The following is a 26,083-nucleotide window of genomic DNA, read 5'->3' as shown; positions in this document are numbered from 1 at the left end:
ATCAAGTATTCTGATGAAAAACTTCTTTTTAGAAATTCAAAATTATCAGTACTTGCAAAAACAAAATAAAAGCATGAATCAACAAATGTATTATTTTGTTTTTGAGAAATATAATGTGAAATATAGCCTCCTTGCTTTTACTACTTTCTTCCTATCTTTCATCACTTCACCTTTATTGGCAACGGAATATCATGCTAATAACGGGATTTTGGATTTAAGACAACATAACTTTAAAAAAGATAATACAGAGTTAAGAGGTCCTTGGGCATTTTATTGGAACCAACTATTAACTCCTCAGATGCTCGCTACTAAGCCTAAACCAAGTTATTATACCGATTTAACCAAAGTTTGGAATAAGCATGAGCAATTAAATATGCCTTATAAAGCTTTTGGGGTGGCTACGTATTCATTAGATTTGGTGATTGACCACAGGAGAAATCCTTCTTTAGCCTTCTTTCTGCCTGCTACTTACTGTACTTTTAACTTTTGGGTGAACGGAGAACTATTTGCTGTTAATGGAGTAGTTGCTAAAAATAAAGAACAGTATAAACCGCAATGGTTGCCCATCCTTAGGAATTACTATGCCACAACGGATACGTTGAAGTTAGTCTTACAGATTGCTAATTTCGAACATTACAAGGGTGGAATTTCTCAAATGATTGTGTTGGGTGATTCCGAAATAATGCATGAGCAAAGAGAAAGAGAAATTGCCTCTGATTTGTTACTCGCAGGCGTATTGTTTATGGGTAGTCTATTCTTTTTTGGACTTTACTTCATGGGGCAACGCGACCGCGAAATTCTTTATTTTGCCCTCTTTTGCTTATTTTTTATTTATAGAATCGTTGGTGTTGATAAGCAATATTATTTGCATCATATCCTGCCTAATTTAAATTGGTATTTTTCAATCCATGTTGAATATTTTGCGATATTCTTCTGCATTTTTATTTTTACATTATTTCTTAAAGACTTATATCCCGACGAAACCAAAGATTATAAGGGGGGTAGAAAGAAATGTACATAAGAGTATAAGAGAAAAAAGCCTAAAATTGACTAAAAAAGGACTGATTTACAGGTAGTTATGTGGATAACTGGTTTGAATAGGCACACAAAATGAAATGTACAATAGTACCATAGTGTACTATTATGGGTTAGTTTTTGATTTGCTTTGCTTTTGTTATTGTGCTGATACTACCATTACCCCTTGGTAAATGCTTTAAAAACGCTTAAAATGGCTTTAAATGGGCTGTTTTAAGCGTTTTTTGCTTGTATGGCATATTGGTATTAAATGACATTTAAAGCTCTCTTAAACGCTGTTTAATTGTTGGTACAAAACACCCGAAAAACAGAGAAAAACACCCGTTTGTCTGTACTTTTTGGGGTTGCGTACACAGTTGGATATACAGTTGCATACACAAGAGTATGTATTTTAATAGGCTGTAGTACCCCCCTAACAATACAAAATAAGGCTATTATTGCACAATTTTAGCGTGAAACACCCCCCTTAATTTAACAAAACCGTGAAACATTTAACGTTAAATGGTTGATTTATTGCGATTTATGAGTGTTTTTGACCTGTTTGAATAAAAAGAGGTGTGTTTTACTAGATTATCATTGATTAATACCGTACACTCTATTATGAAGCGTTTCTTTAGATTCGTTGTTAATGTTTTCAAAAACTGAGGTTGCTAAATAGAATAATGCTATTGCAATTATGACTTTTATATACGAGGATAACTTTAAATTTACTATTCTCATTAAAAAATCATGTGTAATAGGTATTAAATATAAAGCCAAAAAGAAGAATGTAAAGCTTGAAAGGTAGAAAGGACTTTGGAAGTTCATACAACCAAAAAGAATACAAAATACTGCTATAAATAAACGGAAAAAAGTAACCTGTGACATAGATATAAATGTTTAAAAGTTTCTAACTACTTGAATAATATTGTAAAGTTCGTAAACGTCTTTAAGGTATATTTTTCGGGTTGGGTAGAACTCTTTGTCTGGGTTGAGTGAAACGCAGGTGATAATACCTCGCTCTACATCGTGTTCAGATATGTGTTTGATGATTATGCCATCTTCGTGAACAATGGCAAAGTTTTGCCATTTGTTAATATGTAACTTTGATGTCCAGTACTGTTTTTCTACTTTTCTGCCTACGGCTATGTCATCTTCATAAATAGCATATTTTGAGTGGTCGTTCATGCTATCGCCTTTTACTGTAAAACTTCTGTATGTTCCCAAATGGTGTTTTTCTACTATTATTGATATTTTCGGTAATTCTTCTATATATGCTGGGTCGGAAAATCCTGATAAATAGCCTGCATAGGCGTATTGCTCAACAAGAGGGACAAACATTTGCATTCTGCCATTGCCCATGTCGATGAATTGGTTTTGACCTATCTGATAGACTAATTCATTTTCTTCAAAACTTCTTATTTCCCCAAGGTATTCGGCTTCATCATACAATTTTCTTCTTTTAATATCTCCTTCTCCTGATAGTATAAAGTCTGGATTGATTTCTACGCATTTTGCATACACTAAATCATGGTCAAAAGTGTTCCTTTTATGCCATGATGACAAGGTAGTTGGTGCAATTTCAAGAAACTTTGCAAATTGCGTATCTGTTTTAAAATCATAGTACTCTTTTATCTTATTGAGAATCAATGATTTATCTATATTTATACTCATTTTGAGGAGAATTTATAAAAAAGTTTAGAAATAATGTTGCTTTTCTACGCAAAATGCGTAATATTTGCATTGTAATATCAAATCATTCGCAATAATACGCAATAATACTATGACTGGAAAAGAATATTTATTAAACGGTGACTTGAAGATGTTAGCAATTAAGCTAAATCTCTCACAAAATCATGTTAGCATGGTTGCTAGGGGTGAAAGAAAAAGTAAAAGAGTTGAGGATGCGTTAGTAGGACTAATTAAAATACGAAAGCAGGAAGTAGAAGATTTAGTTAATGATTTAGACCCTAAAAAAATAGAAGGAATATGCCACACGAATGGAGCGGAAAACTTGCAGTTACAAAAAATGAATTGATACCAAATTTTTTCAATTCGGAACATCATTTAGCTATTACTCTTGACCGCTACAAAGACAAACCTTATGGTATTAAGCGGTTGCAGAGGGCTGGAAATGGTAGAATGTTATTGATAGACTTTGATTCGCTCGCTTTGGAAATACAGAATGCTCTAGGTGACCCACGCAAGGTTTATTTGAACAACTGGCTTGATAAGTTCTATATCAAGTCTTCTGAGGCTCTGCAATTCTATACTGCTTTTCGTTTTCCTGATGGCGGTGGGCTGAGTATCGAACACATTGAAAGTTATACGGTGAATGCGTCGGTTTTGAAGGCTTGTATTAATCTTAGAGAAGCTAGGGAACGAGAAAGAAGGACGAAAAGAGGTACGCTACTGGGAGTTATGAAAACTATTTGGGGTGATGCGATACACTTTCAAAAAGTCTTAGAAGAAAAGCACGGATGTCAGCATACTTTGCCACAAAACGAGCGTCGATTCTGTGAGGCTTATAAGAAGTTTGAGAAAGAGGGCTATCAAGCACTAATCAGCAAAAAGCATGGTATTAAGAATGCTTTGAAGGTGACGGACGATGTGGTGATGTTATTAAATGCGATGTATGCAGGGGTTAGTGTAAAGCCTACGCCTACGCACATTACAAGACAGTATAACGCTTTTTTGTCTGGACAAATAGACGTGGTTAATAATAGTACTGGTGAGGTGTATAATTCTAGTGAGTTTCCTGCTATTTCGGAAAGTACTATACAGAACTATTTAGGCAAGTGGGAGAATAGAATTGGAACATGGAAACTAAGAAGCGGAAACAGGCAAGTGTATATGAATAAGTTTAAACCTACACATAGTACTGAGGGCGTGGATTGGGCTGGTAGCTTGTTAAGTATTGATGATAGGAATCCTCCGTTTCTATCGCTTGAAAATGGAAAAAGAGTCTGGTTTTATGTTGGTGCGGATGTTTGTAGTGAAGCTATTACGTGTTGGGTACATGGTAAAACGAAAGAGGGAATTATCTATGAGTTTTACAGACAATTAGTGCGTAATTATGATGAGCTAAACTTGAATATGTCGGCTGAATTAGAATGCGAATCGTCTTTGAATACGCATTTAAAGGATACAGTTTTGAAAGAAGGCGTTTTGTTTAATCATGTGCGTATTGAGAAGAATAACGCAACTGGTAAGTATATCGAAAACATTTTTCGGCGAATACGTTACGGCGAGGACTATGAAAAGGATATTGAAAATCATACCAAACGCCCTAATGCTAAAAATGAAGCTTATCAGACTAAAGAGCTAGAAAATAAGAAAATGCCTTATGGGTGGATTATTGAACAGGTAGAGGCTTCTATAAGACGATGGAATAACTCAGAACATCCAAAAATCAAAGGGATGACACGATGGCAAGTATTTATGGAGAAACAACATCCGACTGGGACATTACCGCTAAACTGGAATGTGTTATTGCCAAACGTAGGATATGCGACTAAAACAAGCTGTAATACTGGTTTTGTAAGGTTGAATAAGATGGAGTTTTGTTTGGCTGTGAATCAAAAATTAGCATTGGGTAATGATTTGATTAACCTGATGAAGAAAGTTGAAGGACAGGAAATTACAGCATATTGGCTAGATGATAATGAGGGTAATGTTAGCAAGGCTGTTGCTTATTTGGATGGTAGATATGTATGCGACTTGATAAAGAAACCTACATATAAACGTGCATTGATAGAACGAACAGAGGAATGTGAAAGAAACTATCAGATGATTTCATCTTACGTTAGCACTGTTACGAGTTTCGGAACTAGACAAAGCAAGGCGGTTGAGAAAGTTACGGTATTGAATAATGCTGTAAAAGTTGAACGTCAGGCGGTTGAAATATTGCCTGCTTTGGATGATGAGGAAACATTTACAGTGAAAAGGTCGGCTCGTAGAGTATTGGACATTGCTGATAGATGGTGATAGTTGTGATTTAGTGAGTTGTGATTTAGTGATTATTTAAAACCCCTTCTTATTATGGTAACCGAATATGTAATAAATGCTATTGCCTTATTGGCAGAAATAGCACTAGGATTAATAGTAATATTTTATGGACTTAAAATTATGGATGAAAATGAATGATGCTACAATTAAAGCCCTTGCCTGTCTGGCTGGGCTAACCATAGAAGTGATATTAATAGTTTGGTCAGTTAACAAAATTAAAAACCTTCACAACGATGAGCATAACGATAGAAGTAAGTAACGACGAAGAATATAAGCTCGCATTTGAGAAGTATATGCCAATGTTGGGCGAACTGGGTAATAGTACTGTAGAGATTATCAAACTGTACGACGTAGAAGATAAAACGCTTGATTTCCTTTTTGTTGACGAAAAATAACCCCCTAAACACCTAACCAACATGCAAATTACAACAGAACTTAAAGAGAAGATAGTGCAAGAATTGCTTGCATTGAGAGACAATTTTGAGGGGGCGGATTCGGCTTTCTCTAAACAGTGGGGTATTAATTCAGCCGTGTTTAATAGGCTGAAAAAAGGCGAAACGGAAAAGATATTGAGCAATTCGCAATGGCTAAATATCGGGCGGGAGTTGAATGTTAGTTTGACAGAACGCAAGTGGAATGTAGCGAAAACGGATGTTTTTAAAATTATTGAACAGGATGTTTTATTCTGTAAAACATACGGTAAGTCGAAAATCTGTGTAGATGATTGCGGGATAGGTAAGACGTTCACGGCTAAGTATTTGGCTAGGACGGTTAAAAATTGCTTCTATGTGGATGCTTCGCAAGCTAAGACTAAGCAACTTTTTATTAAGCTATTGGCGAAAAGCATCGGGGTTGATTTTGGTAAGTATGCAGAGACGAAAGCGAATATTAAGTACTACTTAAAGCAACTCACAAACCCCGTCATTATCATTGATGAAGCTGGTGACTTGGAATATTCGGCGTTCTTGGAAATTAAGGAGTTTTGGAATGCTACGGAAAACGCTTGCGGATGGTATATGATGGGTGCAGATGGGCTTCGTGAGAAAATAGACAGAGGTATTCGGAGTAAGAAAGTAGGATATAGAGAGTTGTTCTCTCGGTTTTCAGAACGCTATACTACTACTGTACCGACTGGACAAGATGACAAAATTGATTTCTATAAGAGTCTTATTTCTGATGTGTTAGAGGCGAACGGTGTGAAAGAGAAGCAACTGAATGAGATTGTAAAAAAGTGCCTTATTCGTGACGCATCGGGGCAAATTGGCGGGTTAAGACGGGCGGAGTCTCTGTTAATAATTGAGAAAATGAAGGAACAAAATGAGGATAGTTAACATGGCGAATATGCTCAACGCTGAGCATGATGAATTTAAGTTTGACGGCGTATTTTTTGAAGTGATGGGCAATCCTGCGAGGGGCGGAATTTGGATAGTTTACGGCGATGAAAAAAACGGAAAGACATGGTTTTCGCTATTGCTTGCGAAGTATTTCGGGGATGCGTTAGGTGAGAAAGTTTTGTATGTGAGTGGAGAAGAAGGCATAGGAAAAGGCTTTACGGCTTCTGTGAAGCGGGCGGGGTATCAGAGAGGTACAAATGTGAAGTTTACCGAATATGTTCAGCTAAGCGAAATTAGAAGTTATCTGCAAAAACGAGGCTCTGCAAAAATACTTTTTTTGGATAATGCAACGGTGTACTCGGACGAACTGACACAAGCAGAATTGCAAAGACTGAAAAGAGACTTTCCGAATGTATTGTTTATTTTGATTGCTCACGAAAAAAAGAAAGAACCTTATCTCGCTGTAGCGGTATTAGCAAAAAAGTTGGCTGAAATAATAGTAAGAGTCGTAGGGCTTAGGGCAGACATTTCTGGGCGATGCGAAGGCGGTTCGCTGTACGTGGATGAAGCAAAAGCAAGTCTTTATCATGGAACAAATTAATCATTAAACATAGAAAAATGGAATTAGCAACACAAAGAACATTACAGGCTATTGAGGCTATTGTTGACTTCAAAATTGAAGGAACAGAAAGGGAAATTGTAGGAGAGGTTATCGAAGATGATTCTACAGATGCGATGTCTAGGGCGATGGAAATATGTGATTGTCTTGGAATACAGTACAGAGGGAACAGACGTGAAATATCTAAAACACTAATCGCACATGAAAGCAACATTGGAGATTGAAGATAGTAAGTATATCCGTCACTTACTTGAAATAAGTTGGGAAGAATGGAACGAAATGTTATTTAATGTCGGGGTGGCATTCCTCGAAAAGTGGTATCCTGATGAGTGGCTAAAAATTGCAGAGAAATCTAATTTTTGGGATTTATGGACGATGCACTTTGTGAGGGATGATATAATACTTAAAGACCGATTTTTACACGCAGTTCAAAATCAGGGACACTATGAGAACTTTAAAAATGCAATGCTATTCGATAGAGCTTTATTTGATTGCATTAATCAACACTTAATCTACAAAAAATGACAGGACAACTAAATAGGCAATTACACGCAGTACTGAATCAAGCGGGCGTGATGGAGCAGAAAGAAGCTTTAATCGCTTCATTTACGGACAATAGGACGGTTAAATCTAGCGAAATGTATGATTATGAAGCACGGCAACTAATTAATAGCTTAAACAAGCAAATAACGCAGGAAAAGGCGAAGGCTTTGTTTGCGGGTGGGGATGCTGAGAAAAATGATAGGTTACGCAAGTTGATAATTTCTAACTGGTACAAAGTCGAAAACGCTGAGACTAAGGAGCAAAAATCACAAGCGGTTAAGAATTGTTTAAGCTGGGTTTTAAAGTCATTTAAAAAGCCTTTAAACGACTTCTCTGGGGTTGAATTGTATAAAATTAAGCTGGCATCTGATAAGGTATTAACGGATAAGGCTAAGGCGATTAGAAAGGGGGTGGCGAAGGATGGAAATTAAAATGCCTAAACGAGCGGGACAGGATAATGCGGACGAGATTAGAAGGCGGAAAATGGAAAGCATGGCGGACTATTTCGAGGGCTTAAAGGATAATGAAGAATTTGAGATTGTAGGCAGTAGGTTATTGACACCGTTCGACCGTCTGAAATATCCAGTTTCATGGAATGGTGCATATTTTACAATTGTGATTGAGTGAGTTAGTGATTTTTTAAACTTTAACTAAAAAAATGAAATGTACTAAGTGTTTGAAGGAAAAAAGGGTAGTTCATAGAACTAAGCCTAAGGGTCAAAATGATGCAGGTTGGATGTGTGTTGATTGTATTCAGGGTGAGTACAAAGAATTGGCTAAGGAGTTGCAAAACGATAAGGTTTTGAATGACATTATAAACGCTACTAGAAACTAAAGCAAAATGAACAAAATAGATATTGCAATGCCTAGCCACATCGGGGCAAATAAGGTAAAAGAGATTATTGAGAATTTCTTGAAAAACAATTCTGATTTTCGATGCGAAGTAACTTACGTGAATACGGTTAGGGATGAGTCTCTTTATATGGTCGAATATAAGGAATCGTTAGCCTTATATCATATCGGTTTTGCTGTTTGTGGGATTGAAAAGGCTTATCCGAAGCCGTTGACGCATGATGAAGCGTTGGAGCGTGCGAAGATAGCATTAGCAAATCTAAAAAATGAACAATGGCAAGTACTACCTCCTGAAATGAATTGAAATGGCGGAGCGGTATCTGAATAACGATGGGACGATATATGAGATTAGTTTCTCGGAGGACAAGAAAAGTAAAACACGGGTGTGTTATGCTAGTTGCACGAACTCGGATTTAAAGCCCTCAACTCCCTTTTTAATAGATTATCCCAAATGGTTAGAAATGTTAAAATTTGGGACGTTTACAAAGCTTTAAAACAATTAATAAGATGGCTAATAAAGTAAAGAAAATTGTAGTAAAAAACGTGACAGAATCAGCGTTTAATGATTCGTTTCAGTCTTATGCAGTGTTGGATGCTAGACAAGTATCCATACTTGCAAAAATTGATGAGAAAGTCGCAAAGATTAGGCGTGAAGCAGAGGATGAGTTAAACGAGATAAAAGAGCAGAAAGAAGCTGCTTTTGAAGTTGTTCAAGTTTACTGCTCTGAGAATCCTCAAATATTTGGCAAGAAAAAGAGTTTTGAAAGCCTTCACGGTGTAGTCGGTTTTAGAACTGGAACACCAAAATTGAAAAATTTGAAGGGGTTTACGTGGGCTAGTATTACCAACCTTTTAAAAGAGTTTTATCCTGACTATGTCCGTATAAGTGAAGAACCTTGCAAAGATTTAATTTTAGCGAATAGGGATAATTTTAAGGAGGAAGATTTTAAAAAGATGGGTGTGCAGATTGTGCAAGATGAGGCGTTTTATATTGATTTGAAAAAGGAGGTGGTACAATGAGGAAATTCACTTACACCTCAAAACACATTATCGGAGAAGTTGTTTTAGGCTTCTCCGAAATTAATGATGGTTTAGTCTTCTTAGACTTATCACAAACAGAGTTGACAACCGACCAACACGCTACTTTTTTAAGACATATCCCGCTTACTTTAGAGTCTGTTAAATTGCTTATTGAAAAAGACAAAGAGAATAGGCAATTGACAGAAATAGTAGAGAATGTAACTTTTGACATGTTTTGGAAAAAGTATAATCATACTACATTGTCACATAAGAAAAAGTCTTTAGCGAAGTGGGAAAAAATGAGCGATACGGAGCGGATTAAGGCGTATAATTTTATTGCTAAGTATGATTTCTTAGTGATGAAACAAGGGACTGGTAAAAAGCATGCAGAAACTTATTTGAATGCGGAATTATGGAATAATTGATTTGTTTAGACTTTAAGATGTAAGATTTAAGACACAAGAAAAAAAGCAATAAAATGAGAATATTCATAACAGGTTTTTTACAGGTTTTCTTTGTTATCCTTAGCACTTATTTTGTGCTTAAAAAAAATATAATTGGCGTTGGTTTAGTTGGCTTTGTGATTGCAATTGTTTGGTGCTTGAATGTTAAGAAAATTTCGATAGGCACTTGGGGAGAAAGGCTAATGTATGCTACTGGAAGCTCTATAGGGTCTATGCTTAGTTTGTGGATTTCAACGCACTACTTATGATGAGTGTTGAACTACAAAAACTTATATCCCTTGCTAGTGAAATGGAAAATTACTACTCTCAACGGGTTCGGGATATTTGTCTAAAAAATTTGAGATATGCTTCTGATGGGTTTGGTTATAGTTTTGAACACTGGGAGCAGACGGGACGATGGATTAAATACACGGATTTGGAAACGGAATTAAAGCCCGTTTCCAAACCGATTAAACAGATTGATACGATAGCGGAAACGGATATAGTAGAAACGGTAAAAAAAGCCAATACACGGAATATGGGCGTATTTTCGACTGAAACGGGAACGGAAAAGGTTTGTGAATTTTGTATGAAACGGTTTGAAACGACACGGAAAATTAAACGGTTTTGTACGGATAAATGTAAAATTGATTTTAATAATTTAAAACGAAGAAAATGACAAATGAGGAAATTAAAAAATACAATAAAATGTGTGCGTTTTTTGTAGGATATTCAATTGTAGAGAATAACGAAAGAATTGAATTAAGAAACCCTCAAAATGTATTGATGGCATCTTATCCATGTGGATTTAAAGAAACTAAAGAACAAACATATAATCATGTTTTAGAGCTTGAGTTAAAGGTAGGATGGAGAAAATTTTATTCTGACTGGAATATGATAATGCAGGTGATAGATAAAATTGAGGACTTGGGTTACCTTTTTAATATAATGTGCTTTCATCCACCGTCTGGTGTTGTACTTAAATGGTATTCTATTGGTATTATGAAAAACAACTTAGAGTGTCTTATAAACAATACTTACGTTGTATCGTATCGTAGTGACCTTGAAAAACAAGAAACTAAAAAAGAGGCAGTTGTAAAAGCAATAAATCAGTTTTTGAGTAAATATTATGAATACTAGAAAGGAAATTAGAGAAAAAATACAGCAATTGAGATTGTCAATAGCTGAACAATCAAAGGAGTTACGAGAATTGCAAATACAAGATATGTTACTTAGTGATTCGGAGCAGTGGTACACAGAAGATGAAGAAGTACTATCTTATGAGCGAAGGCGTGACGGTTCAATAATGTCAAAAGTGCAAGTAGGTAGAATACACTGGGTAGAGAAGTTTGAAGAAGAAAAAACAGATATTCAGCGTAGTAAAATTGTTCGTGTGAATGGTGATTGGGTTGATTGATTAAAAATTTAGTAGTATTAAATAGCCGTCATGTTGATGGCTATTTTTTAACTTTAACCAAAAAACTAGAACAATGGAAATATACTATAAAAGGCTTTTAGAATTGAATAATCTTATTGAAAATGCAAATGATGATACGAAAATTTACGATATTGTATTTCCGATTGATTTTCCTAAAATTCTTATTAACCATAACTTGTTTCCTACTTCTAAAATAGAAGATGATTTTCTTTTTGCACAAAGAATGATGTGGAAAAAAAATCATTGGGATATTAAGTATAAAGATAAATATTTGTTTTCATCCGCTATGTTGCAAATTATTATTGAAATAGTAGAGAGCTATTCTCGACAGCAAGCGGAAATATTTTCTTTTGCATTGGATAACTTTAACGTGATTGTCGAAAAAGATAGAAGTAAAAAAGACTATCTTTTAGAGATGAAAAAGATGTAATAACCTCACCCCTTACCCCTCTCCTTCTGAGAGGGGATTTTTTTTGTCTTTTATTGAAAATAATTGCTTAAAAAGTTTGCATAGTGCAAACAATGTATTATCTTCGAAGTGTAAAACAAAAACGTTCTTTTACAATATGACAAACAAGCAACTTGCAGAAAAGCTACTGAAAGTAGCATCTGCCAACCCTAAAGGGTTCACGATTAGTTTGACTGACTTTCAACCTGTTAAAAGAGGTTGGGCGGTCGCTTTGAAAGAAACACAAGATTCTTTCGGTAAAGAGGGAGCTAGTAAAGTGATTGAGATAGCTCTCGAAAAAACAAGTGGAGTGGTTGGAGGTTGGAAATATGGCGATAAATTTTATTTTGATGCTGTATTGATAATCGAAGATGAAAACGAAGCGGTAAGGCTCGGAATTGAAAATGAGCAAATAGGCATCTATCAAATTCACACTAACACTTACAAAGAGTTAATTTAATAGGATGGGGCGAAAGCCCCACCCTTTAACATGATACGATAATGGAAAACATTGTAACAAATTTGTCTCGTTTAAGCTATTTAAGCGATTCACAAAAAAAAGCGATTGAGCAAAAAGCATTAGCACATCAGCGTTATAGTAATATTTCGTTTGAGATTATCTCTAGCAATGAAAATGATGTAGTAGTACAGGTAGTACAATTAAATCATTTAAGCGAAAATTATGCGAGTGCTGAGCGATTGAAAGAGATAGGGAAAGAGGTTTTTGCTCCGTTTCTGTATGGGAGGCGTTTGAAGGTTGGGGCAAAGCCTTATTTTGTTGCCCCTGCGGATGTGGTAACAATGCAATGGATTAAAGACCAGATGGCTAATTTAAAATTGAAAGCTACCGATTTAGAAAAGCTTTTAGGGATAGATAGAAGTACGTTGAGTCAGTTTTTATCTGGAAAAAGAGAACTTTCAAGGTCTACAAAATCAATGTTTTATTATTTTTTCTTATCTGAGAAACTAAAGCAAAAACTAGAGCAATATGAAAGCAAGTAAAAATTTGAAAATAAGATATAGCGAATTAGTAGAATTGTTGCTTTTTACTCAACGTTGTAGTACAAGAGTATATAATGTTTTAGTATTTCCAATTTTAAGAACTTATCGTATTTTAAAAGAAAAAGCTCTTTATCCTACTTTTTCTGGTGAAATTTCTGAATTGTTAGTTATATATAATATTAGAACTGAGCAAAGGGGAATTAAATTTCCAAGTAAAGAATTATTGTGTACAGAGGAAGAATTAGGCTTGCTTATTGGAGAAATTGATAAGATTAAAAAGGAAAGAATATGGATGAAGAAAAGGGATATATCAGGTTATTTTAAACCTATTATTTTTGATATGTTTGGTATGAGCATTTCTATTGATGTAGAAAGTGATTTTTTTAGAAATGAAAATTTATTTGAGATTGAGATAAAAAAAATAATGTAACTATTAACAAGATGAAAATTAAAGAAGCGATTGAAAAAGGTTTACTAATACTTAAAACGATTGATGGTAAACAATGGGTTGTAGAACATAGCGGTGAAAAGGTAATTGGGTATGTTAAGGACATTGAAAATGATGAGGTTAGTATTGATAGTGAGGGCATAGTAACAGGGGTATTTTTATAGTTAAAAACTAGCCTATCAAACTATATTAAGCTTTTAGTTTTGCAAAAGGGAATGGTCTAATTTTGACCATTCCCTTTTTTATTTTCTGCTATGATACACACAAATGAGGTCGATTTTTATAAGGTAAGAATCAAGAATATGTTTGAAATAACGTTCGTTTTTACGGATTTGTCTTTGCTAGACAAACAAATGAAAATGGAGGTTAGGCTTAGGAGCATGACTAATGTAGTGCTAACATTTAGCACATTGGACGGCTCAATTACGACGTCACTGGTCGGCGGAAATGTGGAGGTGAGGCTTTATAAGCCTGCTAACGAAATGGATATTCCACTGCGTCAATATCAGTACGATTTGTTAGTGTGGGATGTGGACACGGAGCATGTAGAAACACTTATGCAAGGCGGGTTTGAAATAATCACAAATATAACTAATCGGTAATTATATGAAAATAGTTGTTCGGAATTTTGGGGAAAATACAAGCTTTTTAGGTGCAAAAGGTAGTGAAGGGCTTTCGGCTTATGAAGTAGCTAAACGGAACGGTTTTGTAGGAACAGAATCGGAATGGGTTGCAAAGTCTTCGCCTTATCGTATTATGGGAACAGTACAGGCAATGTTTGATATGCCTTTTAACGAACGTGTTGAGGGTATGCTTGTGAAGGTCTTAGAGACTGGCGATTTATACGAATTAAAGGGAGGTGTTGAGAACGTGAATTTTGTTGTCTCTTACAATAAGTTTGAGCAAGTGCAAAACCTTGAAGATATAAGCGATAGTAATCAGCCCCGTTTAATTAGGGTTGATACTGATTCTAGTAATGACGGAGAAAGTGCTTGGTATTTGGGGATTAATGGTGTTATAGAGGAAATATTTACATTATAATATATGAAGGATTTAAGCTCGAAGATTAGAGGCAAAGATATAGGCAATAGGGGTTTGTCTAAAAATGATTATACTGATTTCGATAAAGGGTTAGTAGGTCAAATTACTTCAAAAGCTGATTTGGTTGGGGGTAAAATTCCGACATCTCAATTACCTGCTGTTGCTCTAGTAGAATTTTTAGGAACTGTCGCAAATCAATCTGCAATGTTAGCCCTTACGGGGCAAAAGGGTGATTGGTGTACACGTTCAGATACGAGTTCTGCTTATTTTATAGTCGGTGATAATCCTACGCAACTATCAAGCTGGCAAAAAATCTTAACGCCCGCATCACCTGTTTTAAGCGTTAATGGTCATATAGGTGATATTAATTTAAACATGCAGGATATTGGGATTGATAACAACTATACCACGACAGAAAAAAATAAGCTTGCAAGCATTGCGACTGGTGCGACTGTTAACGACTCTAATGCTAGTCTTAGAGATAGAGCGACACACACAGGAACACAGTCGGCGGATACTATCACAGACGGGGTTACGAATAAGGTATATACAGATGTAGAAAAAAGCTCGGTAAGTACTATTGTTCAGCTTATCAATTATCCGCTGACGCTTACAAATGGTAAGTATATCAACTTCGCAGGAACAGGCGAAAGTATCTCGGATATTAGATGCTATGCGACAATAATCAACGACGGTGCAGAACATTATATTACGTCAACAATTGGAGGGTCAGCAATGAAACTTTTGTTTTTCTACGACAATAATAATAATGTTATTTCATCACAGTATCAAGGGGATAATACGGGCGTAAATATTCCCTTTACAGACTTGAAAGTATTGTTTCCGAACAATTGTGCATATTATAAAGTAAACGGATTTGTGGCATCTGGAGGAGTTATTTTGAAAAAAAGACAAAATATGTTCTCTTATCTTGGTAATGTATTATCTAGTAATATAGTACAAATTCCTACAATTGAAGAAATAGGAAAATATCCATGGGTAAACGGGGTTATTCAAACAGAAACAACTCCAAGTAGAAAGTATAGGGAGTTTAATATTTCACCTTCTGATATATTAAAAGTTAATACTTCTGTAGGTGGTTCGGCTATGTGGGGAGTTATATATCGTAATTCTAGTAATCAAGTCGTAGGAACAGAGTTACAAGGTAGAGACGGCAATGTAGATTTTATTGTAGATTATAAGCTTACTATTCCACCTACAGCTACAAAAATGTACTTATCTGGGCTTATAGCGAATAGCTATAGTCTTACAAAATATACAGTCTTTACCAAAGCGGTATCGACAGAACAACTAGTAACGGAGCAGGATAGAATTAAGACTTTAGAGGACGCTTCAAAGCCTTTAAAAGATAAAAAAATAGTGCATGTTGGAACGTCTATTCCTTTTGGTGGACTATACCCAACAATGTCACCGCAACGACTTGGAGGCTTAGGTATCAACTTGTCAGTTGGCTCATCAATGATGCGAATTTCACGAGCTGATGGAACTACTAATGGGTTGGCTTACGCTAATGTTGGTTATTGTTTGATGGCTACAAACGCAGAGAAGTTACAGTTTATTAACGATTTCCCTACCGCCGTTTTGGGTGGTAAGCCTGCTACTTTAACGCAAGCTGAAAAAGATTTTATCATTTCTTGTAGCTTTGAAAATAGGGTTTTACCCTATTTAGATGGTCGACTTCCTGCTCCTGACTATTGGGCAATCGACCATGGGCGTAATGATAAAATAGATGAACCAGACGCTACAATGCTGGCTAATCCTGCTGTCAGAAACGACCGCAGAACTTATATCGGTGCAATGAATTATTTAATTGATTTGATTCTTAGTTACAATCCATACGCTAAGATTTTTATCGTAGGACATTACGAAAATACATTATTTAAGGCTGTCACTTTAGCACAACAATCAATAGCAGAACGTTATAATATACCATTGTTAGATATGTGGAATTATACAGGGTTCTCGCAAGAAAAAGTAGTAGGCAGTCACGTGAAATGGACTCAAGCACCTTGGAATACTGCGGGCTATATTCCAGTAGGTCAGGACTTAAATGAAGATATGACACGACTTCGTTATTTCTGTCCAGATGGTATTCACCCGCACAGCGATATATCTGGTAAAACGACTGAAGTACTTATACAAGCTTACACAAATTTCTTAAAAAGAATAGTATGACAAAATACATCATTTGCACCCTGTTAGTATTGTCGCTAATCGGGTGCGTTTCGGAATCAAAGAAACGTTTTAGGGCTGAGCAGTTCTATAATGAACACAAAGAAGAATTTGCGAATAAGTGTGCGGAGCAGTTTAAAGTACAGACAAAGTATGTGCAAGGTAGTACAGTTACACTGTATGATACCTTAATTGTAAAAGGTGATAGTGTTGATTGCCCAACACTTGTAAAATATGTTGAAAGGGCGGTAAAAGTCAAGTGTCCTGACTCGAAAATTATAAAAGTGTCTAGGGTTAGGGTTGATACTTTTAAGGTTGAGAATACGGCTAAGGTTGAGGCTTTGAAGTTATTGAGCAATCGTTTAAATACAGATATAAGCGTGATTAAAGCACAATTAAATAGTGTTGAAACGCAATCAAGTAACAGATTAAAATTACTGATTTTGTTTATGATAATTAGTTTTTTTACTGTATTTAAGCCATTTAAAAGTTAAAAGTGAAAGTTAGGTGAGTAATTACCGAACTTTTTTCTTTAATGTCCTGTTTGTCAGAATATCTAACTTTTGAAAATATGGCATATCAAGGGAAATTTCATGAAAAACAAGTAGCGTACATCATGCAGATATACGAAGAATGGAAAGAGCGGAACGGTGACCGCCCTGATACTTTCTTTGTTTCAAGAATTTTACCTCAGCGAGGTTATTTTATGAGCTATCAGGGGTTTATGAATGGATATAAAAATCCTAAGAAGAATCGTGAAACTGTAGATAGGAAACAATTAGCATTATTTTAAAGGCTCTGAATATATCAGAGCCTTTTTTGTTGTTAGACGTTATTAAGAGCTATTGAGTACGTAATTTTCCAGACTTTTACACTATCGTCTCTTTGTTGTTTCCGCTCGTTAGTTCGTATTAGTTTGCCCTGTCCTGCAAAAGGTGACCAACCGTGTAGTTTGCAGTGTAATTCCTCCTTAAAGTCCAATATTTTTAATGCTGAATCTTTCTGATTTTGCGGTGCTTTGGCAGAACTGTTTGTTAGTCTTATATCAGCTAATGTTATTACTATTAGCCCTACGCCCTGCTGTTTATAGCCTGCTGTATTAGTGAAATCGCCCGATGTGTAATCTATCAGCACGCAAGGGAATATGGCGGGCGGATATTGTTCGTAGTAGTCTAGTTGCCCTTCGTCGAAATCAATGAATTTTGCAAAATGACAGTTCTGTTCAATATGATTTTGAATGTTTAACAATAGCTGTTTCATTATTTCTTTTGTTTTAATTGTTCTTTGACTGCTTCGTTTAGTTCTTCAATATTTCTATCTATTGCACCTTTTATGATTTTATCTTGGTCGGGGTGATGTCCAACAAATTGGCGTTTTGTGATTATAATAGTATCACCTACTTTCTTCAAAGCCATCGCTTTATAAAACTCAGCATCATCCGATAATTCCTTATTCTTTTTGGTTTTAAGGGCTTCTTTTGTTTTGATGCTGAATTGTATTCCTCCTGCTGATTGATAGTATAAGAACCAAAAATATGACTTCATTTTAGCCGTCACTTTAATCTTACCGCCTTCGTTATGTATGCGAGCGTAAGGTGTAGAACTGGAAAAGCGAATGATATTATCTACTAATACAGCCTTGATACTTCTACGTAATTTGCCCGTTCGTATCAATAGCGAACCCCGTCTATTATTACGCCTTGTATCTTTCCATTTATCAGAAAAAAATCCTTTACGTTCAAAATTTTTATCAAACTCTTCTAAAAGTTCGGTTTTGATGTCGTTTAGGACGTTGTTTAAAAAGTCTTCTAACATTTTTACAGTTGGCTAATTACTTCTTTTGCACCTTCTACTTTATGATATGGATGTTCTGGTGGAAATATCACTTTGTCTTTTCCTGCATTAAAACGAAAAATTGCTAGTCGGTTAACTCCGTTTGCTCCGATTTCGGTTGTTGCTGTTTCTGCTAGTTTTGTGGCTTTTTCTTCGTCAGAAACTTCGTATTTGCTTTTTAATACTTCGATAGCTTTGCAACGACAACGCCAACCGTTTGGCGGATAATATTCGCTCCAAAAAGCACTATCAGCGGGCAAAGTAATACTATCTAAAGCTCTGTGTGATTGCCTTACACGTTCGTCGCCTGCTGTGCGATATTGAAGATTGTAACGACCTTTATTTTTTTCGATGTCAGCCCAATCGCTTGCCGTTTGTGCGGATGCCACTGCGAACTCATATTCAGCCTCTAAGTGATTAACATTGTACGTTTGATTAATCTTCTTATATTCCTGCTCAAACTCCTGAAATGAGCGTACTTTGCCATCTTCATTTGTAAGAGCTTGCGAAGCTTCTGTAAGCTGTGCATGAGTTTTCAGAGCAGAGAAAACAAATATATCTTGCTTGAGAGCTTTTAACATTTCGGGCGGTACTTCGTTATCGCCTGCTCCCTCAATTAAAGCGAGATTAAACTTGTTTTTAACGCCAATTAAAAGGTTTTTAAAATCCTTTTCCTTTAGCAGTTTTTTAGCATCGTAACCCAACTTGAAAACTTTCTTAAATGCCTTTTCGGCTAATCCTAATAAAGTATTATCAACCTGTTTTTTGTCTAAGGTTTGATACTTTGTTTGACAATCTGGACAATCGCAAGCGTATAGGTATTCTAAACGCTGATGCAATCCTTTAAACATCGCCCTGCTATGTGCAGGGCTTAGACGAAAAAATCGGCACCCGACGCAAGTTTTGTGTTTGCTGTATTATCAGGTTGCTTTTTGTCTTGAGCTTCGACACCGAAAGTGTCTTTAAGATATTCATTTGTGAAATCTTTATAGGGTAGTAGGTCTTTGACTATTGCCCATAATTGTGCAAGGTCTATTGTTTTTTGAAATTCAAATCTTACCTCTTGGTCAAAGAATCCTATCTCGTATAAAGCTGGGCAAATGGTTTGATTAAAATACATTTGTATTTGTTCCAAATCTGCTTGTATCAAACTATCTGCAATCAGTTTTGAGGTCTGTTCTTTGCTGTTAGAGCCGTTCTTTGTATCCTGTCCGATAATTACGCCTGTGATAATGTTTTGCATCGCATTATCTAATTTTGCTATAAGCTTATCGTAAACATCGCCATTGCTCGCAACCGCCTGAGCAAACTCAAATGTTTCCTCATCGTCAATAATAAAGTAGGCTGATGAACCCATCGTACGCATCATGTCCTCAGCTCGGTCAAGGGCTGATTTGTCCTGCGTATTGGTTTTCATTACACGGGGTGGTGTTCCGTATATTTCGGTGAACTCCGCCCAACATGAAGTAGAGAACCTTTTCATTAATGCTTTAGGAGCGCAGGCATTAAGCAAGCCTAAAGGCGTAGTGCCTCGGAACTCAAAAATATAAGTTTCAAATTCTGGGAGTTCTCTGTATTTTATACTTTGTGGAATGCTATAGTCTGGGAAGTATTCGCCTGTTTGTGGTACTACATTTTTCCTATCAAGTGTCACAAGGTTGTACTTTATTTCACCTCTTTTGTTTAGCTTAATATCCATTTCTGCTAAAGTGTAATCGTAGTATTCAGCCTCTTGAATGCCTGTGGCAAATTGCCTGTAAAGACCACTATCTATTAGTTTTGTTTTAAGGTCGTCGTTTTCTTCTTTGTTACTAATATTTTTAAGTACAAAGCTTCTACTAAAGATTGCTAGTTTCCTATTACGAGACTGAGAAAGTACCATGTCATCCTCTGATACAATTTCAAAAATATTTTGAAGTTTGTAGGTGCGAGGCATCTGTACGTTTTTCCACATATTGACAGCAAAGACATAATCTTTTATATCTTGTCGGGTGCGAGAAATAGCACGTGGTATGTATTGTAAGCTTCTGTTTTCTCGTGTTGCAGTAGCTTTTTTTGCTGTTTTATTTGCCATTATTCGTAATTAAATTTTTGTCTGCTACCTGAACGCCAATACTTAGTTTGTGTCGTTTCTTCTTCGTCTGGCAGGGTTGGTAAAGAGCTTAATGTTTGTGTTCCGTTTTGTATGTTAGTTAATAACTTTATTGTACGGTCGTAACGCTCTTTTACTTGTTCGTAGATAATATCTGCATTGCCTTTACGAATAATATACCATAGAGCAACATTTTTAGTATGTTCTAAAATAAACGTATTTCTAGCAGAGCCAACTGCTGAAAAAATAGCATTTACATCATATCGTACCCTTCCATCAATCCATTCTTTTTTTCCGTTAGTACTTAGAAAACTTCTTACCTCTTCAATTCCTGCCTCTATTGCTGTTTCTACAATAGAATCATCATTTTCGGTTATTTGGTCGATTACGTACTGATAACTTGCCGTTTTGAGTTCTTCTCTTGTTAAGTACATATTAGTATTTTTGGTTTGTCCGTTTGCCTGCTCTGTAAGTGTTATTCTTCTTTGCTTCTCTGCGTTCTAATATCCATACTCCGCCCTCTACGGCATCTGGAGCATCCATCATTTTGCTTTTAGGGCTTACCCCTAAAAACTGTTGAGAGGCACGTATCATGTGCGGATTTGATTCCTGTTTGCGATTAAATATTAATCGCCCGTTTCTGCTTTTAGGTTCTAATGTCCCTTCAATACGTTCGTATTTTTCTGGTTTTTTACGAGTGTCTGGGACGATGTTTAAATTAGTTCTTAGTTCCTGCTCTTTCTTACGAATAAGAGGTATTAACACTTGTGTATAGAAAGGGTCTTGTAGTGTGTTATTTTCAATATAGATTCTGTAAGTATCTACTTTCTTTTCCCTTAAATAAGTATTTGCTTCAAATAGCCAATCAACAAAGTTGTTGTTGGAAACGGTATCGCAAAAACACAAATAGACATAGTATTTTAAGTCTTTTACCCCGATTATAACAACGACTTTTGTCGATGCTCCTTTTGTTTTTTTGTCACTTGTTGCAGGGTCGGCATAAGTAATAACAGCATCACAAGTATTGATGGGCGGGCAATTGTCCCAAATTAACTCTTTGAATGTCGTACCTTCAATTACAGGATTATTCATATACTCTTTTTGAAAAGAGTTGTACGAAATCATCTTGCGAATACGGTTAATATTCTCAAGTGTGTTTTTAGCCTCCCATGTAGGTTTCCCATTTTTGTCTATGATATTGACTATATCAAAGCAATCGGCTTTTTTGCCCATTTCTGAAACGCAACAATAATCTGCGATAATGTTGCCACAAACTACGATTCTTAGCGGTCTTGAAATAGAACGGGTCGGTATTACTGCCTGCTCAATCCAGTCAATTTTTTGCTTAATTAAATCGGGATTTCGACATTCTTCGTCCGTGTCAATATCATCGAAAATTATTCCGTCTGGGCGGTATTCGTTTTTGCGAGTACCACGTGGCGATTGTCCTGCTCCTAAAGCTCTAAATGTGAAACCTTTTAAAGATGTAAATTCGTGAGCTTCCCACGAGCCTGTTTTTTCTTGTTTTCCATAATCGTTAATAATTCGATTATTCGATTCTAAGATTACTTTATAAGGCAAGAGCAAACGTTTTGCATTGTCAAAGCTGTTCGATATTAGTAAGATGTTTTTGAGTTGTCCAGTTAAGCACAAATACAAAAATTCCATCATTGTCCGCCCTGACTTACTGCTTTCTCTAGCCCATGCACGCACCTCATACCATTCAGAATTATATAGAATCCTTCGAGTTCCTTTTATGTGAAAATCAGCAGGCTCAGAAGTATAGAAGTTCTCAAAATAATACTTAAACCATTTTTCGGGGTTGGCTTCTAAATGTGCAATCCTTTTGATTTTGTCTGCATAGCTTTCAGTAAGGTCGATAGGCGTAGAATTACGCATATTTTCGCCTAGCCTTTCCCATTCAGCCCAATAGTCTTTATCTGTTTTTTTCTTTGCCATTATCGCTTGCTATTCATAAAAGCATCAAAGAGACTATACACTTCTTTTGCTTTGTTAATGTCTATGTTTCGTACGAAATTGATAAAGGCATTGCCAACGGTAAACATTTCACCTATACCCATTTCAGCCTCTAGGTTTTTAATGCCTCCTGTAAGCTCGTTAATTGCGTGTAGTTGTGCATAAGACGGCACTTTGCCCTGTATTTCCTCATTCATTAATGTAAGCGTAGCGTACATCAAATTGATATTATGAGGTTTGGTAATTAATAGTGATTGTCTAAGTTTTTCCCATCCATTAGCTTCTACCCATTTGCCTATTGTCTTTTCCGTCACACCGACCCGCTCAGCAATTTCTTTCTGTGAAAGCTTCTCTTGTACGTACAATATTTTCGCAAAGTCCTGCTCTAATTTCTTGCTTACACCCATCTGTTTTTTCTTTAATAATACTGTTTCACGATACGAAATTGAGGGTTTTTTAAGGGCTTTGAAACTTTTATGATAAGCTATAACAACATATTAGAATAGCGTAAAAAACGCCTGTAAGTTTGTCTCAACGATGCGAATAGGAGTACACAGATAGTTGTGGAAACTGAATACTGGATGTACCAAGGAGGGCGATTTATTCGCCCTACCTATTATTAAACTATTAAGAATGTGGCGAAAAAAAACGTGGTTAAAACATTCGTTTTGTGCGATGATACTATAAACGATTATGGATTTAATATAGACGTAGCAGGGATTGACCTTACAAGATTTTCGGGTAATCCTACTATGCTTGATTCGCATATTCAGTCGCTAAAAACAATTATTGGCAAGTGGAGAAATCTAAGAATTGAAAACGGCAAGTTGTTAGCTGATACAGATTTTTGGATGTCGAAAGATGGTGTTGAAATAATTGCGGATGGTGTAGAACAAGACTATATCGTAGCTGTTTCGATTGGCTTTGCCTATCTGGAAAGCGATATGGTTCAGAATCCTGATGGAAGTTGGACGCTTAAAAAGTGTGAGCTTTATGAATGCAGTTTTGTTGCGATTGGCTCAAACAAAAATGCGGTTAGACTATACAGCAAAACTAAAGAGAAATGGCTTGAAGGGGATGAATTAACACTAGCTCTTTCAAGTATTATGACTACTGAAACGAAAAAAACGGACATAGAGAAAATGGCAAAAATTAGTCTAACGTTAGCTACTGCTAACAAATTAAATCTAAGCTCGCAAGAGGTGGAGCAGAAAGATTTGGACGATGCAATTGAAAAGCTTACGGATAAGCATGCAAAGGAGTTGAAGGAGGAAAAGGACAAAGCAAGTGCATTGCAAACAAAGCTTGAGGCTTTTGAGGATGAAGCTAAAAAAAACAAAGAAGCACTTGCGGAAAAGCTTGTCAACGATGCTGTAGTGGCGGGTAAGTTGACCGCTTCAAATAAGGAAGACTTTAAGAAAATGGCTATTGATAATTTTGCTTTGGCATCTGGTGTTTTGGCGGGTATGCAGGCGAGAAATAGCTTAAAGGGTTTGGGTAGTGGTGGCGGTGAAAAAACTGACCTTAACGAAGATGAATGCTTTGATTACTTACAAAAACATGATACCGCAAAGCTTGCTTCAATTAAAGCGAATGAGCCTGAGAAGTATAAAGAGCTTGTGAGCGAATACGCAAAAGGTAAGCGATATAAAAAATAAAAACGACAGAGGGAATATCCCCAATTAAATGTGTGTTGCCCGTGCCTGCTGTAGGCACGGGCTTGGTTAAAAATTTACTCTCAAAATTATATAAAACTTTATGGCTGGGTTAAATAAAGAAATTTGGATTGCTGATTTGAAAGAGCAGTTCTTGCCAGAAACGTCATTTTTGTCTCAATCTACAGATATGAGTATGTGGATTGAAAATGATAAAATCAATTTGGCTGAGGCGGGTGTGATGCCTAACGTTTTGGTGAATAATACTACATTTCCTGTAGCTATCACAGACCGTACGGATGCACCTCTTGCATTAGAGTTGAATATGTATGACACAGAGAATACAAGATTGCGTCATGCTGATTTGATTGAGTTAGCATACGATAAGCGTAATTCTGTTATCAGAGGTCATCAGGAGGCTTTACGCCAAAAAATTGCGGCTCATGCTGCTTGGAACTGGACGCCTGCAACTACAGATACTTATAATACTGTACTTGACAGAAGTGGGAATGCAGGAATCACATTTAATGACATCATTGATTTGGCATTGACATACGACAATGTGGATGCACCTGAGGGGGAACGTACTTTAGTGTTACACCCAACTCATCAAGCTCAATTGCAAAAAGCAGATTTGGCACAATACAAGGCAATTTGGCAAAAAGGGCAAAATGAACTTTATGGATTCAAGGTTTTTAAATACTCGAAAACACCGAGATTCTCAAACCTTGGGGTTAAAAAGGCTTTTGGGTCGGCTAATGCGGGTAATGATATAATGTCATCTTTTGCTTTCTGTACTTCTGAGGTAATGACTGCGATTGGCACAGTAGATATGTTTGAACGTTTGAATGACCCTGAGGCTCGTGCGGATGTGATGGGCTTTCAAATGAGAGCTTTAGCATTGCCAATCAGAGGTAAGTATTGCTCTGCTTTGTTGAAATAGATTTGCTTTTGTTGAATGGTTAGGTAATTGGTAAAAGTGTGGGAGCTTCTCCCACACATTCTATTGAACAAATTATGAAACGATTTTTTTTATTGCTGACTGCTTTTTTATTGTTGTTGACACCTGTCAAGTCTGCTGATTTTGAAAAGGCTTTTGTTGAAACGATTCGATTTGAGGGGGTTGCTTTTACGTCATTTGCTTACGACAATGACGGGGGCGGGACAAAGTACGGGTTTACGCTCAAACGTTATGTGCAGATTGCGAAGGCAGAGGGTTGGAGAAATTATGACAATGACGGGGATGGTAAGATAACAAAAAACGACCTTAGACTGATTAAGATGGGTCAGGTGAAGCATTTGTACAAAAAGCATTATTGGGATGCGGTTGGTGGTGATATGTTGCCACAAATGACCGCCGAAATCCTCTACGATTATCTAGTTAATGGTGGTTTGAGTATCGTTAAAATGCAGGGTTGGGCGGGTGTAGCGAAGGATGGTAAGCTAGGCATAAAGACAATTGAGGCTATTAAAAAAACTGGTGATTGTAAGTATTCCGCCTTGGTGCTTAAAAATCGGGGTGATTGGTTATTTGTCAAAATGAAACAGTACCGCCCGCAAACGTATGCAGTTTGCAAGCGAGGATGGGCAAACAGGGTTAATATTCAAATTCAAAACTTTAACAAACAGTGTTATGAAAAACTTTCTTTTTATCGTGTTTAGCGTTTTAGCTTTCACTTTCGCAATGTTTAGTTGCACGCAATCGCCAAAGCCTACGAACGTAGAAGCTGATACAACTGTAAAGACAAAAGTAGTTGTAGCGGTGAACTTAGCTGATACCTTGCAAGCGTTGCAGGCTCAGAACTTTGTTTCTGATACGTCTTATACGAGTGTACAGAGTTCGTTAGCGTCTGCTCAGTCGCTTGCTAAGCAAATAGATGAAGGTACTTATAAAGCTTCTCTTGTTTATGATAGAATTAGTAATAAAATACGAAGACTTGAGAAACTTGAGCATGACTTAGATGATGCCATAGTTAAAAGTAAGAAAGTTCCTACGTCGATATTTCAGCCTGCATACGTTAGACATTACAAAGAGCCTGATACATCGCTTAGTGTTGGCTATCGGTTGTCTTATCAGTATCGAAAATAAGTAATTAACCTCATCGAATAGTATTACCCCTTACT

The 26,083-nt window shown here is 36.3% G+C and carries 39 protein-coding genes; 31 read left to right on the top strand and 8 right to left on the bottom strand.

All coding sequences use genetic code 11. From position 1 onward, the window contains the following. Positions 1–1,021 (top strand): 7TM diverse intracellular signaling domain-containing protein (locus AC07XN_RS06055; RefSeq protein WP_494742392.1); only part of this gene is annotated, 1,021 nt, incomplete at its 5' end. Positions 1,022–1,914: 893 nt separating this feature from the next. Here the strand turns inward: AC07XN_RS06055 and AC07XN_RS06050 are convergent. After that, a complete protein-coding gene (locus AC07XN_RS06050; protein ID WP_494742391.1) occupies positions 1,915–2,688 on the bottom strand; it encodes a helix-turn-helix domain-containing protein in 774 nt (257 codons plus the stop codon). 109 nt (positions 2,689–2,797) lie between these two features. Between AC07XN_RS06050 and AC07XN_RS06045 the strand changes: the two genes are divergently transcribed. The 26 genes from AC07XN_RS06045 to AC07XN_RS05920 all read left to right on the top strand — a co-directional run bounded on the left by AC07XN_RS06045 (position 2,798) and on the right by AC07XN_RS05920 (position 17,196). After that, complete coding sequence (locus tag AC07XN_RS06045) at positions 2,798–3,052, top strand: hypothetical protein (protein WP_494742390.1); 255 nt, start codon at positions 2,798–2,800, stop codon at positions 3,050–3,052. After that, on the top strand, positions 3,004–5,001 hold the full coding sequence (locus AC07XN_RS06040) for a hypothetical protein (protein ID WP_494742389.1): 1,998 nt from the start codon (positions 3,004–3,006) through the stop codon (positions 4,999–5,001). Before AC07XN_RS06045 ends, AC07XN_RS06040 begins: the two co-directional genes overlap by 49 nt. A gap of 127 nt (positions 5,002–5,128) precedes the next feature. After that, positions 5,129–5,281, top strand: a complete 153-nt coding sequence (locus tag AC07XN_RS06035; protein WP_494742388.1) for a hypothetical protein — start codon at positions 5,129–5,131, stop codon at positions 5,279–5,281. Next, complete coding sequence (locus tag AC07XN_RS06030; RefSeq protein ID WP_494742387.1) at positions 5,256–5,417, top strand: hypothetical protein; 162 nt, start codon at positions 5,256–5,258, stop codon at positions 5,415–5,417. The genes AC07XN_RS06035 and AC07XN_RS06030 overlap by 26 nt, the downstream gene beginning before the upstream one ends. Positions 5,418–5,438: 21 nt before the next feature. Beyond that, positions 5,439–6,353: an AAA family ATPase gene (locus AC07XN_RS06025; RefSeq protein WP_494742386.1), complete on the top strand. Its 915-nt coding sequence runs from the start codon at positions 5,439–5,441 to the stop codon at positions 6,351–6,353. Then, positions 6,340–6,957: a hypothetical protein gene (locus AC07XN_RS06020; protein ID WP_494742385.1), complete on the top strand. Its 618-nt coding sequence runs from the start codon at positions 6,340–6,342 to the stop codon at positions 6,955–6,957. The genes AC07XN_RS06025 and AC07XN_RS06020 overlap by 14 nt, the downstream gene beginning before the upstream one ends. Positions 6,958–6,974: 17 nt before the next feature. After that, positions 6,975–7,199 carry a hypothetical protein gene (locus AC07XN_RS06015; RefSeq protein WP_494742384.1) on the top strand — a complete coding sequence of 75 codons (225 nt, stop codon included), beginning with the start codon at positions 6,975–6,977 and terminating at the stop codon, positions 7,197–7,199. Further along, the gene (locus AC07XN_RS06010; protein ID WP_494742383.1) at positions 7,177–7,500 is read left to right on the top strand and encodes a hypothetical protein; all 324 of its coding nucleotides are present in this window, start codon (positions 7,177–7,179) and stop codon (positions 7,498–7,500) included. The genes AC07XN_RS06015 and AC07XN_RS06010 overlap by 23 nt, the downstream gene beginning before the upstream one ends. Continuing rightward, a complete protein-coding gene (locus AC07XN_RS06005; RefSeq protein WP_494742382.1) occupies positions 7,497–7,949 on the top strand; it encodes a hypothetical protein in 453 nt (150 codons plus the stop codon). Before AC07XN_RS06010 ends, AC07XN_RS06005 begins: the two co-directional genes overlap by 4 nt. Position 7,950: 1 nt before the next feature. Further along, positions 7,951–8,145 carry a hypothetical protein gene (locus AC07XN_RS06000; protein ID WP_494742381.1) on the top strand — a complete coding sequence of 65 codons (195 nt, stop codon included), beginning with the start codon at positions 7,951–7,953 and terminating at the stop codon, positions 8,143–8,145. A gap of 214 nt (positions 8,146–8,359) precedes the next feature. Next, positions 8,360–8,674: a hypothetical protein gene (locus AC07XN_RS05995; protein ID WP_494742380.1), complete on the top strand. Its 315-nt coding sequence runs from the start codon at positions 8,360–8,362 to the stop codon at positions 8,672–8,674. A gap of 203 nt (positions 8,675–8,877) precedes the next feature. Continuing rightward, a complete protein-coding gene (locus AC07XN_RS05990) occupies positions 8,878–9,390 on the top strand; it encodes a host-nuclease inhibitor Gam family protein (protein WP_494742379.1) in 513 nt (170 codons plus the stop codon). Then, positions 9,387–9,815 (top strand): LvrA C-terminal domain-related protein, encoded by a 429-nt coding sequence (locus AC07XN_RS05985; protein WP_494742378.1) that lies wholly within the window; start codon positions 9,387–9,389, stop codon positions 9,813–9,815. The genes AC07XN_RS05990 and AC07XN_RS05985 overlap by 4 nt, the downstream gene beginning before the upstream one ends. Before the next feature lie 53 nt (positions 9,816–9,868). Next, on the top strand, positions 9,869–10,102 hold the full coding sequence (locus AC07XN_RS05980) for a hypothetical protein (protein WP_494742377.1): 234 nt from the start codon (positions 9,869–9,871) through the stop codon (positions 10,100–10,102). 41 nt (positions 10,103–10,143) lie between these two features. After that, positions 10,144–10,512, top strand: coding sequence for a hypothetical protein (locus AC07XN_RS05975; protein WP_494742376.1), 369 nt, complete (start codon positions 10,144–10,146; stop codon positions 10,510–10,512). Next, on the top strand, positions 10,509–10,973 hold the full coding sequence (locus AC07XN_RS05970) for a hypothetical protein (protein WP_494742375.1): 465 nt from the start codon (positions 10,509–10,511) through the stop codon (positions 10,971–10,973). Before AC07XN_RS05975 ends, AC07XN_RS05970 begins: the two co-directional genes overlap by 4 nt. 85 nt (positions 10,974–11,058) lie before the next feature. Then, a complete protein-coding gene (locus tag AC07XN_RS05965) occupies positions 11,059–11,250 on the top strand; it encodes a hypothetical protein (RefSeq protein ID WP_494742374.1) in 192 nt (63 codons plus the stop codon). Positions 11,251–11,323: 73 nt separating this feature from the next. Beyond that, on the top strand, positions 11,324–11,701 hold the full coding sequence (locus AC07XN_RS05960) for a hypothetical protein (protein WP_494742373.1): 378 nt from the start codon (positions 11,324–11,326) through the stop codon (positions 11,699–11,701). Positions 11,702–11,837: 136 nt separating this feature from the next. Beyond that, positions 11,838–12,179: a hypothetical protein gene (locus AC07XN_RS05955; protein ID WP_494742372.1), complete on the top strand. Its 342-nt coding sequence runs from the start codon at positions 11,838–11,840 to the stop codon at positions 12,177–12,179. Between the two features lie 41 nt (positions 12,180–12,220). Continuing rightward, on the top strand, positions 12,221–12,721 hold the full coding sequence (locus tag AC07XN_RS05950; RefSeq protein WP_494742371.1) for a helix-turn-helix domain-containing protein: 501 nt from the start codon (positions 12,221–12,223) through the stop codon (positions 12,719–12,721). After that, positions 12,708–13,151 (top strand): hypothetical protein, encoded by a 444-nt coding sequence (locus AC07XN_RS05945; RefSeq protein WP_494742370.1) that lies wholly within the window; start codon positions 12,708–12,710, stop codon positions 13,149–13,151. The genes AC07XN_RS05950 and AC07XN_RS05945 overlap by 14 nt, the downstream gene beginning before the upstream one ends. An 11-nt stretch (positions 13,152–13,162) precedes the next feature. Then, positions 13,163–13,333 carry a hypothetical protein gene (locus AC07XN_RS05940; RefSeq protein WP_494742369.1) on the top strand — a complete coding sequence of 57 codons (171 nt, stop codon included), beginning with the start codon at positions 13,163–13,165 and terminating at the stop codon, positions 13,331–13,333. A 442-nt stretch (positions 13,334–13,775) separates the two neighbouring features. Further along, positions 13,776–14,210, top strand: a complete 435-nt coding sequence (locus tag AC07XN_RS05935; RefSeq protein WP_494742368.1) for a hypothetical protein — start codon at positions 13,776–13,778, stop codon at positions 14,208–14,210. A gap of 3 nt (positions 14,211–14,213) precedes the next feature. Beyond that, the gene (locus AC07XN_RS05930; RefSeq protein ID WP_494742367.1) at positions 14,214–16,406 is read left to right on the top strand and encodes an SGNH/GDSL hydrolase family protein; all 2,193 of its coding nucleotides are present in this window, start codon (positions 14,214–14,216) and stop codon (positions 16,404–16,406) included. After that, a complete protein-coding gene (locus AC07XN_RS05925) occupies positions 16,403–16,897 on the top strand; it encodes a hypothetical protein (protein WP_494742366.1) in 495 nt (164 codons plus the stop codon). The genes AC07XN_RS05930 and AC07XN_RS05925 overlap by 4 nt, the downstream gene beginning before the upstream one ends. Before the next feature lie 50 nt (positions 16,898–16,947). Continuing rightward, positions 16,948–17,196: a hypothetical protein gene (locus AC07XN_RS05920; RefSeq protein WP_494742365.1), complete on the top strand. Its 249-nt coding sequence runs from the start codon at positions 16,948–16,950 to the stop codon at positions 17,194–17,196. Between the two features lie 32 nt (positions 17,197–17,228). On the opposite strand, the gene AC07XN_RS05915 is transcribed toward AC07XN_RS05920, so the two are convergent. From AC07XN_RS05915 to AC07XN_RS05885, 7 genes are read right to left on the bottom strand one after another with little or no spacing between them, the layout of a single operon-like run. Then, complete coding sequence (locus AC07XN_RS05915; protein WP_494742364.1) at positions 17,229–17,663, bottom strand: hypothetical protein; 435 nt, start codon at positions 17,661–17,663, stop codon at positions 17,229–17,231. Further along, complete coding sequence (locus AC07XN_RS05910; protein WP_494742363.1) at positions 17,663–18,217, bottom strand: phage virion morphogenesis family protein; 555 nt, start codon at positions 18,215–18,217, stop codon at positions 17,663–17,665. The genes AC07XN_RS05915 and AC07XN_RS05910 overlap by 1 nt, the downstream gene beginning before the upstream one ends. A 2-nt stretch (positions 18,218–18,219) precedes the next feature. After that, complete coding sequence (locus AC07XN_RS05905; protein ID WP_494742362.1) at positions 18,220–19,086, bottom strand: phage head morphogenesis protein; 867 nt, start codon at positions 19,084–19,086, stop codon at positions 18,220–18,222. 20 nt (positions 19,087–19,106) lie between these two features. Beyond that, positions 19,107–20,309 carry a phage portal protein family protein gene (locus tag AC07XN_RS05900; protein WP_494742361.1) on the bottom strand — a complete coding sequence of 401 codons (1,203 nt, stop codon included), beginning with the start codon at positions 20,307–20,309 and terminating at the stop codon, positions 19,107–19,109. Continuing rightward, complete coding sequence (locus tag AC07XN_RS05895) at positions 20,309–20,761, bottom strand: hypothetical protein (protein ID WP_494742360.1); 453 nt, start codon at positions 20,759–20,761, stop codon at positions 20,309–20,311. The genes AC07XN_RS05900 and AC07XN_RS05895 overlap by 1 nt, the downstream gene beginning before the upstream one ends. Position 20,762: 1 nt before the next feature. Further along, the gene (locus AC07XN_RS05890) at positions 20,763–22,286 is read right to left on the bottom strand and encodes a hypothetical protein (RefSeq protein WP_494742359.1); all 1,524 of its coding nucleotides are present in this window, start codon (positions 22,284–22,286) and stop codon (positions 20,763–20,765) included. Then, positions 22,286–22,711, bottom strand: a complete 426-nt coding sequence (locus tag AC07XN_RS05885; protein ID WP_494742358.1) for a terminase gpP N-terminus-related DNA-binding protein — start codon at positions 22,709–22,711, stop codon at positions 22,286–22,288. Before AC07XN_RS05885 ends, AC07XN_RS05890 begins: the two co-directional genes overlap by 1 nt. A 228-nt stretch (positions 22,712–22,939) precedes the next feature. Here AC07XN_RS05885 and AC07XN_RS05880 point away from each other — a divergent pair, with 228 nt between their 5' ends. The 4 genes from AC07XN_RS05880 (at position 22,940) to AC07XN_RS05865 (ending at position 26,048) form a co-directional block, all read left to right on the top strand. Next, positions 22,940–23,962: a hypothetical protein gene (locus tag AC07XN_RS05880; RefSeq protein WP_494742357.1), complete on the top strand. Its 1,023-nt coding sequence runs from the start codon at positions 22,940–22,942 to the stop codon at positions 23,960–23,962. A gap of 100 nt (positions 23,963–24,062) precedes the next feature. Further along, positions 24,063–24,902 (top strand): hypothetical protein, encoded by an 840-nt coding sequence (locus tag AC07XN_RS05875; protein ID WP_494742356.1) that lies wholly within the window; start codon positions 24,063–24,065, stop codon positions 24,900–24,902. Between the two features lie 74 nt (positions 24,903–24,976). Continuing rightward, positions 24,977–25,621, top strand: coding sequence for a glycosyl hydrolase 108 family protein (locus AC07XN_RS05870; protein WP_494742355.1), 645 nt, complete (start codon positions 24,977–24,979; stop codon positions 25,619–25,621). After that, positions 25,593–26,048 carry a hypothetical protein gene (locus AC07XN_RS05865; protein WP_494742354.1) on the top strand — a complete coding sequence of 152 codons (456 nt, stop codon included), beginning with the start codon at positions 25,593–25,595 and terminating at the stop codon, positions 26,046–26,048. Before AC07XN_RS05870 ends, AC07XN_RS05865 begins: the two co-directional genes overlap by 29 nt. The last annotated feature ends 35 nt before the right edge of the window (positions 26,049–26,083 follow it).

Source organism: Arcicella sp. GW458-12-2-14-TSB2, from assembly GCF_059423785.1.
The sequence above is the reverse complement of the archived record's forward strand: the minus strand, read 5'-3'. Positions and strand labels throughout refer to the sequence as shown.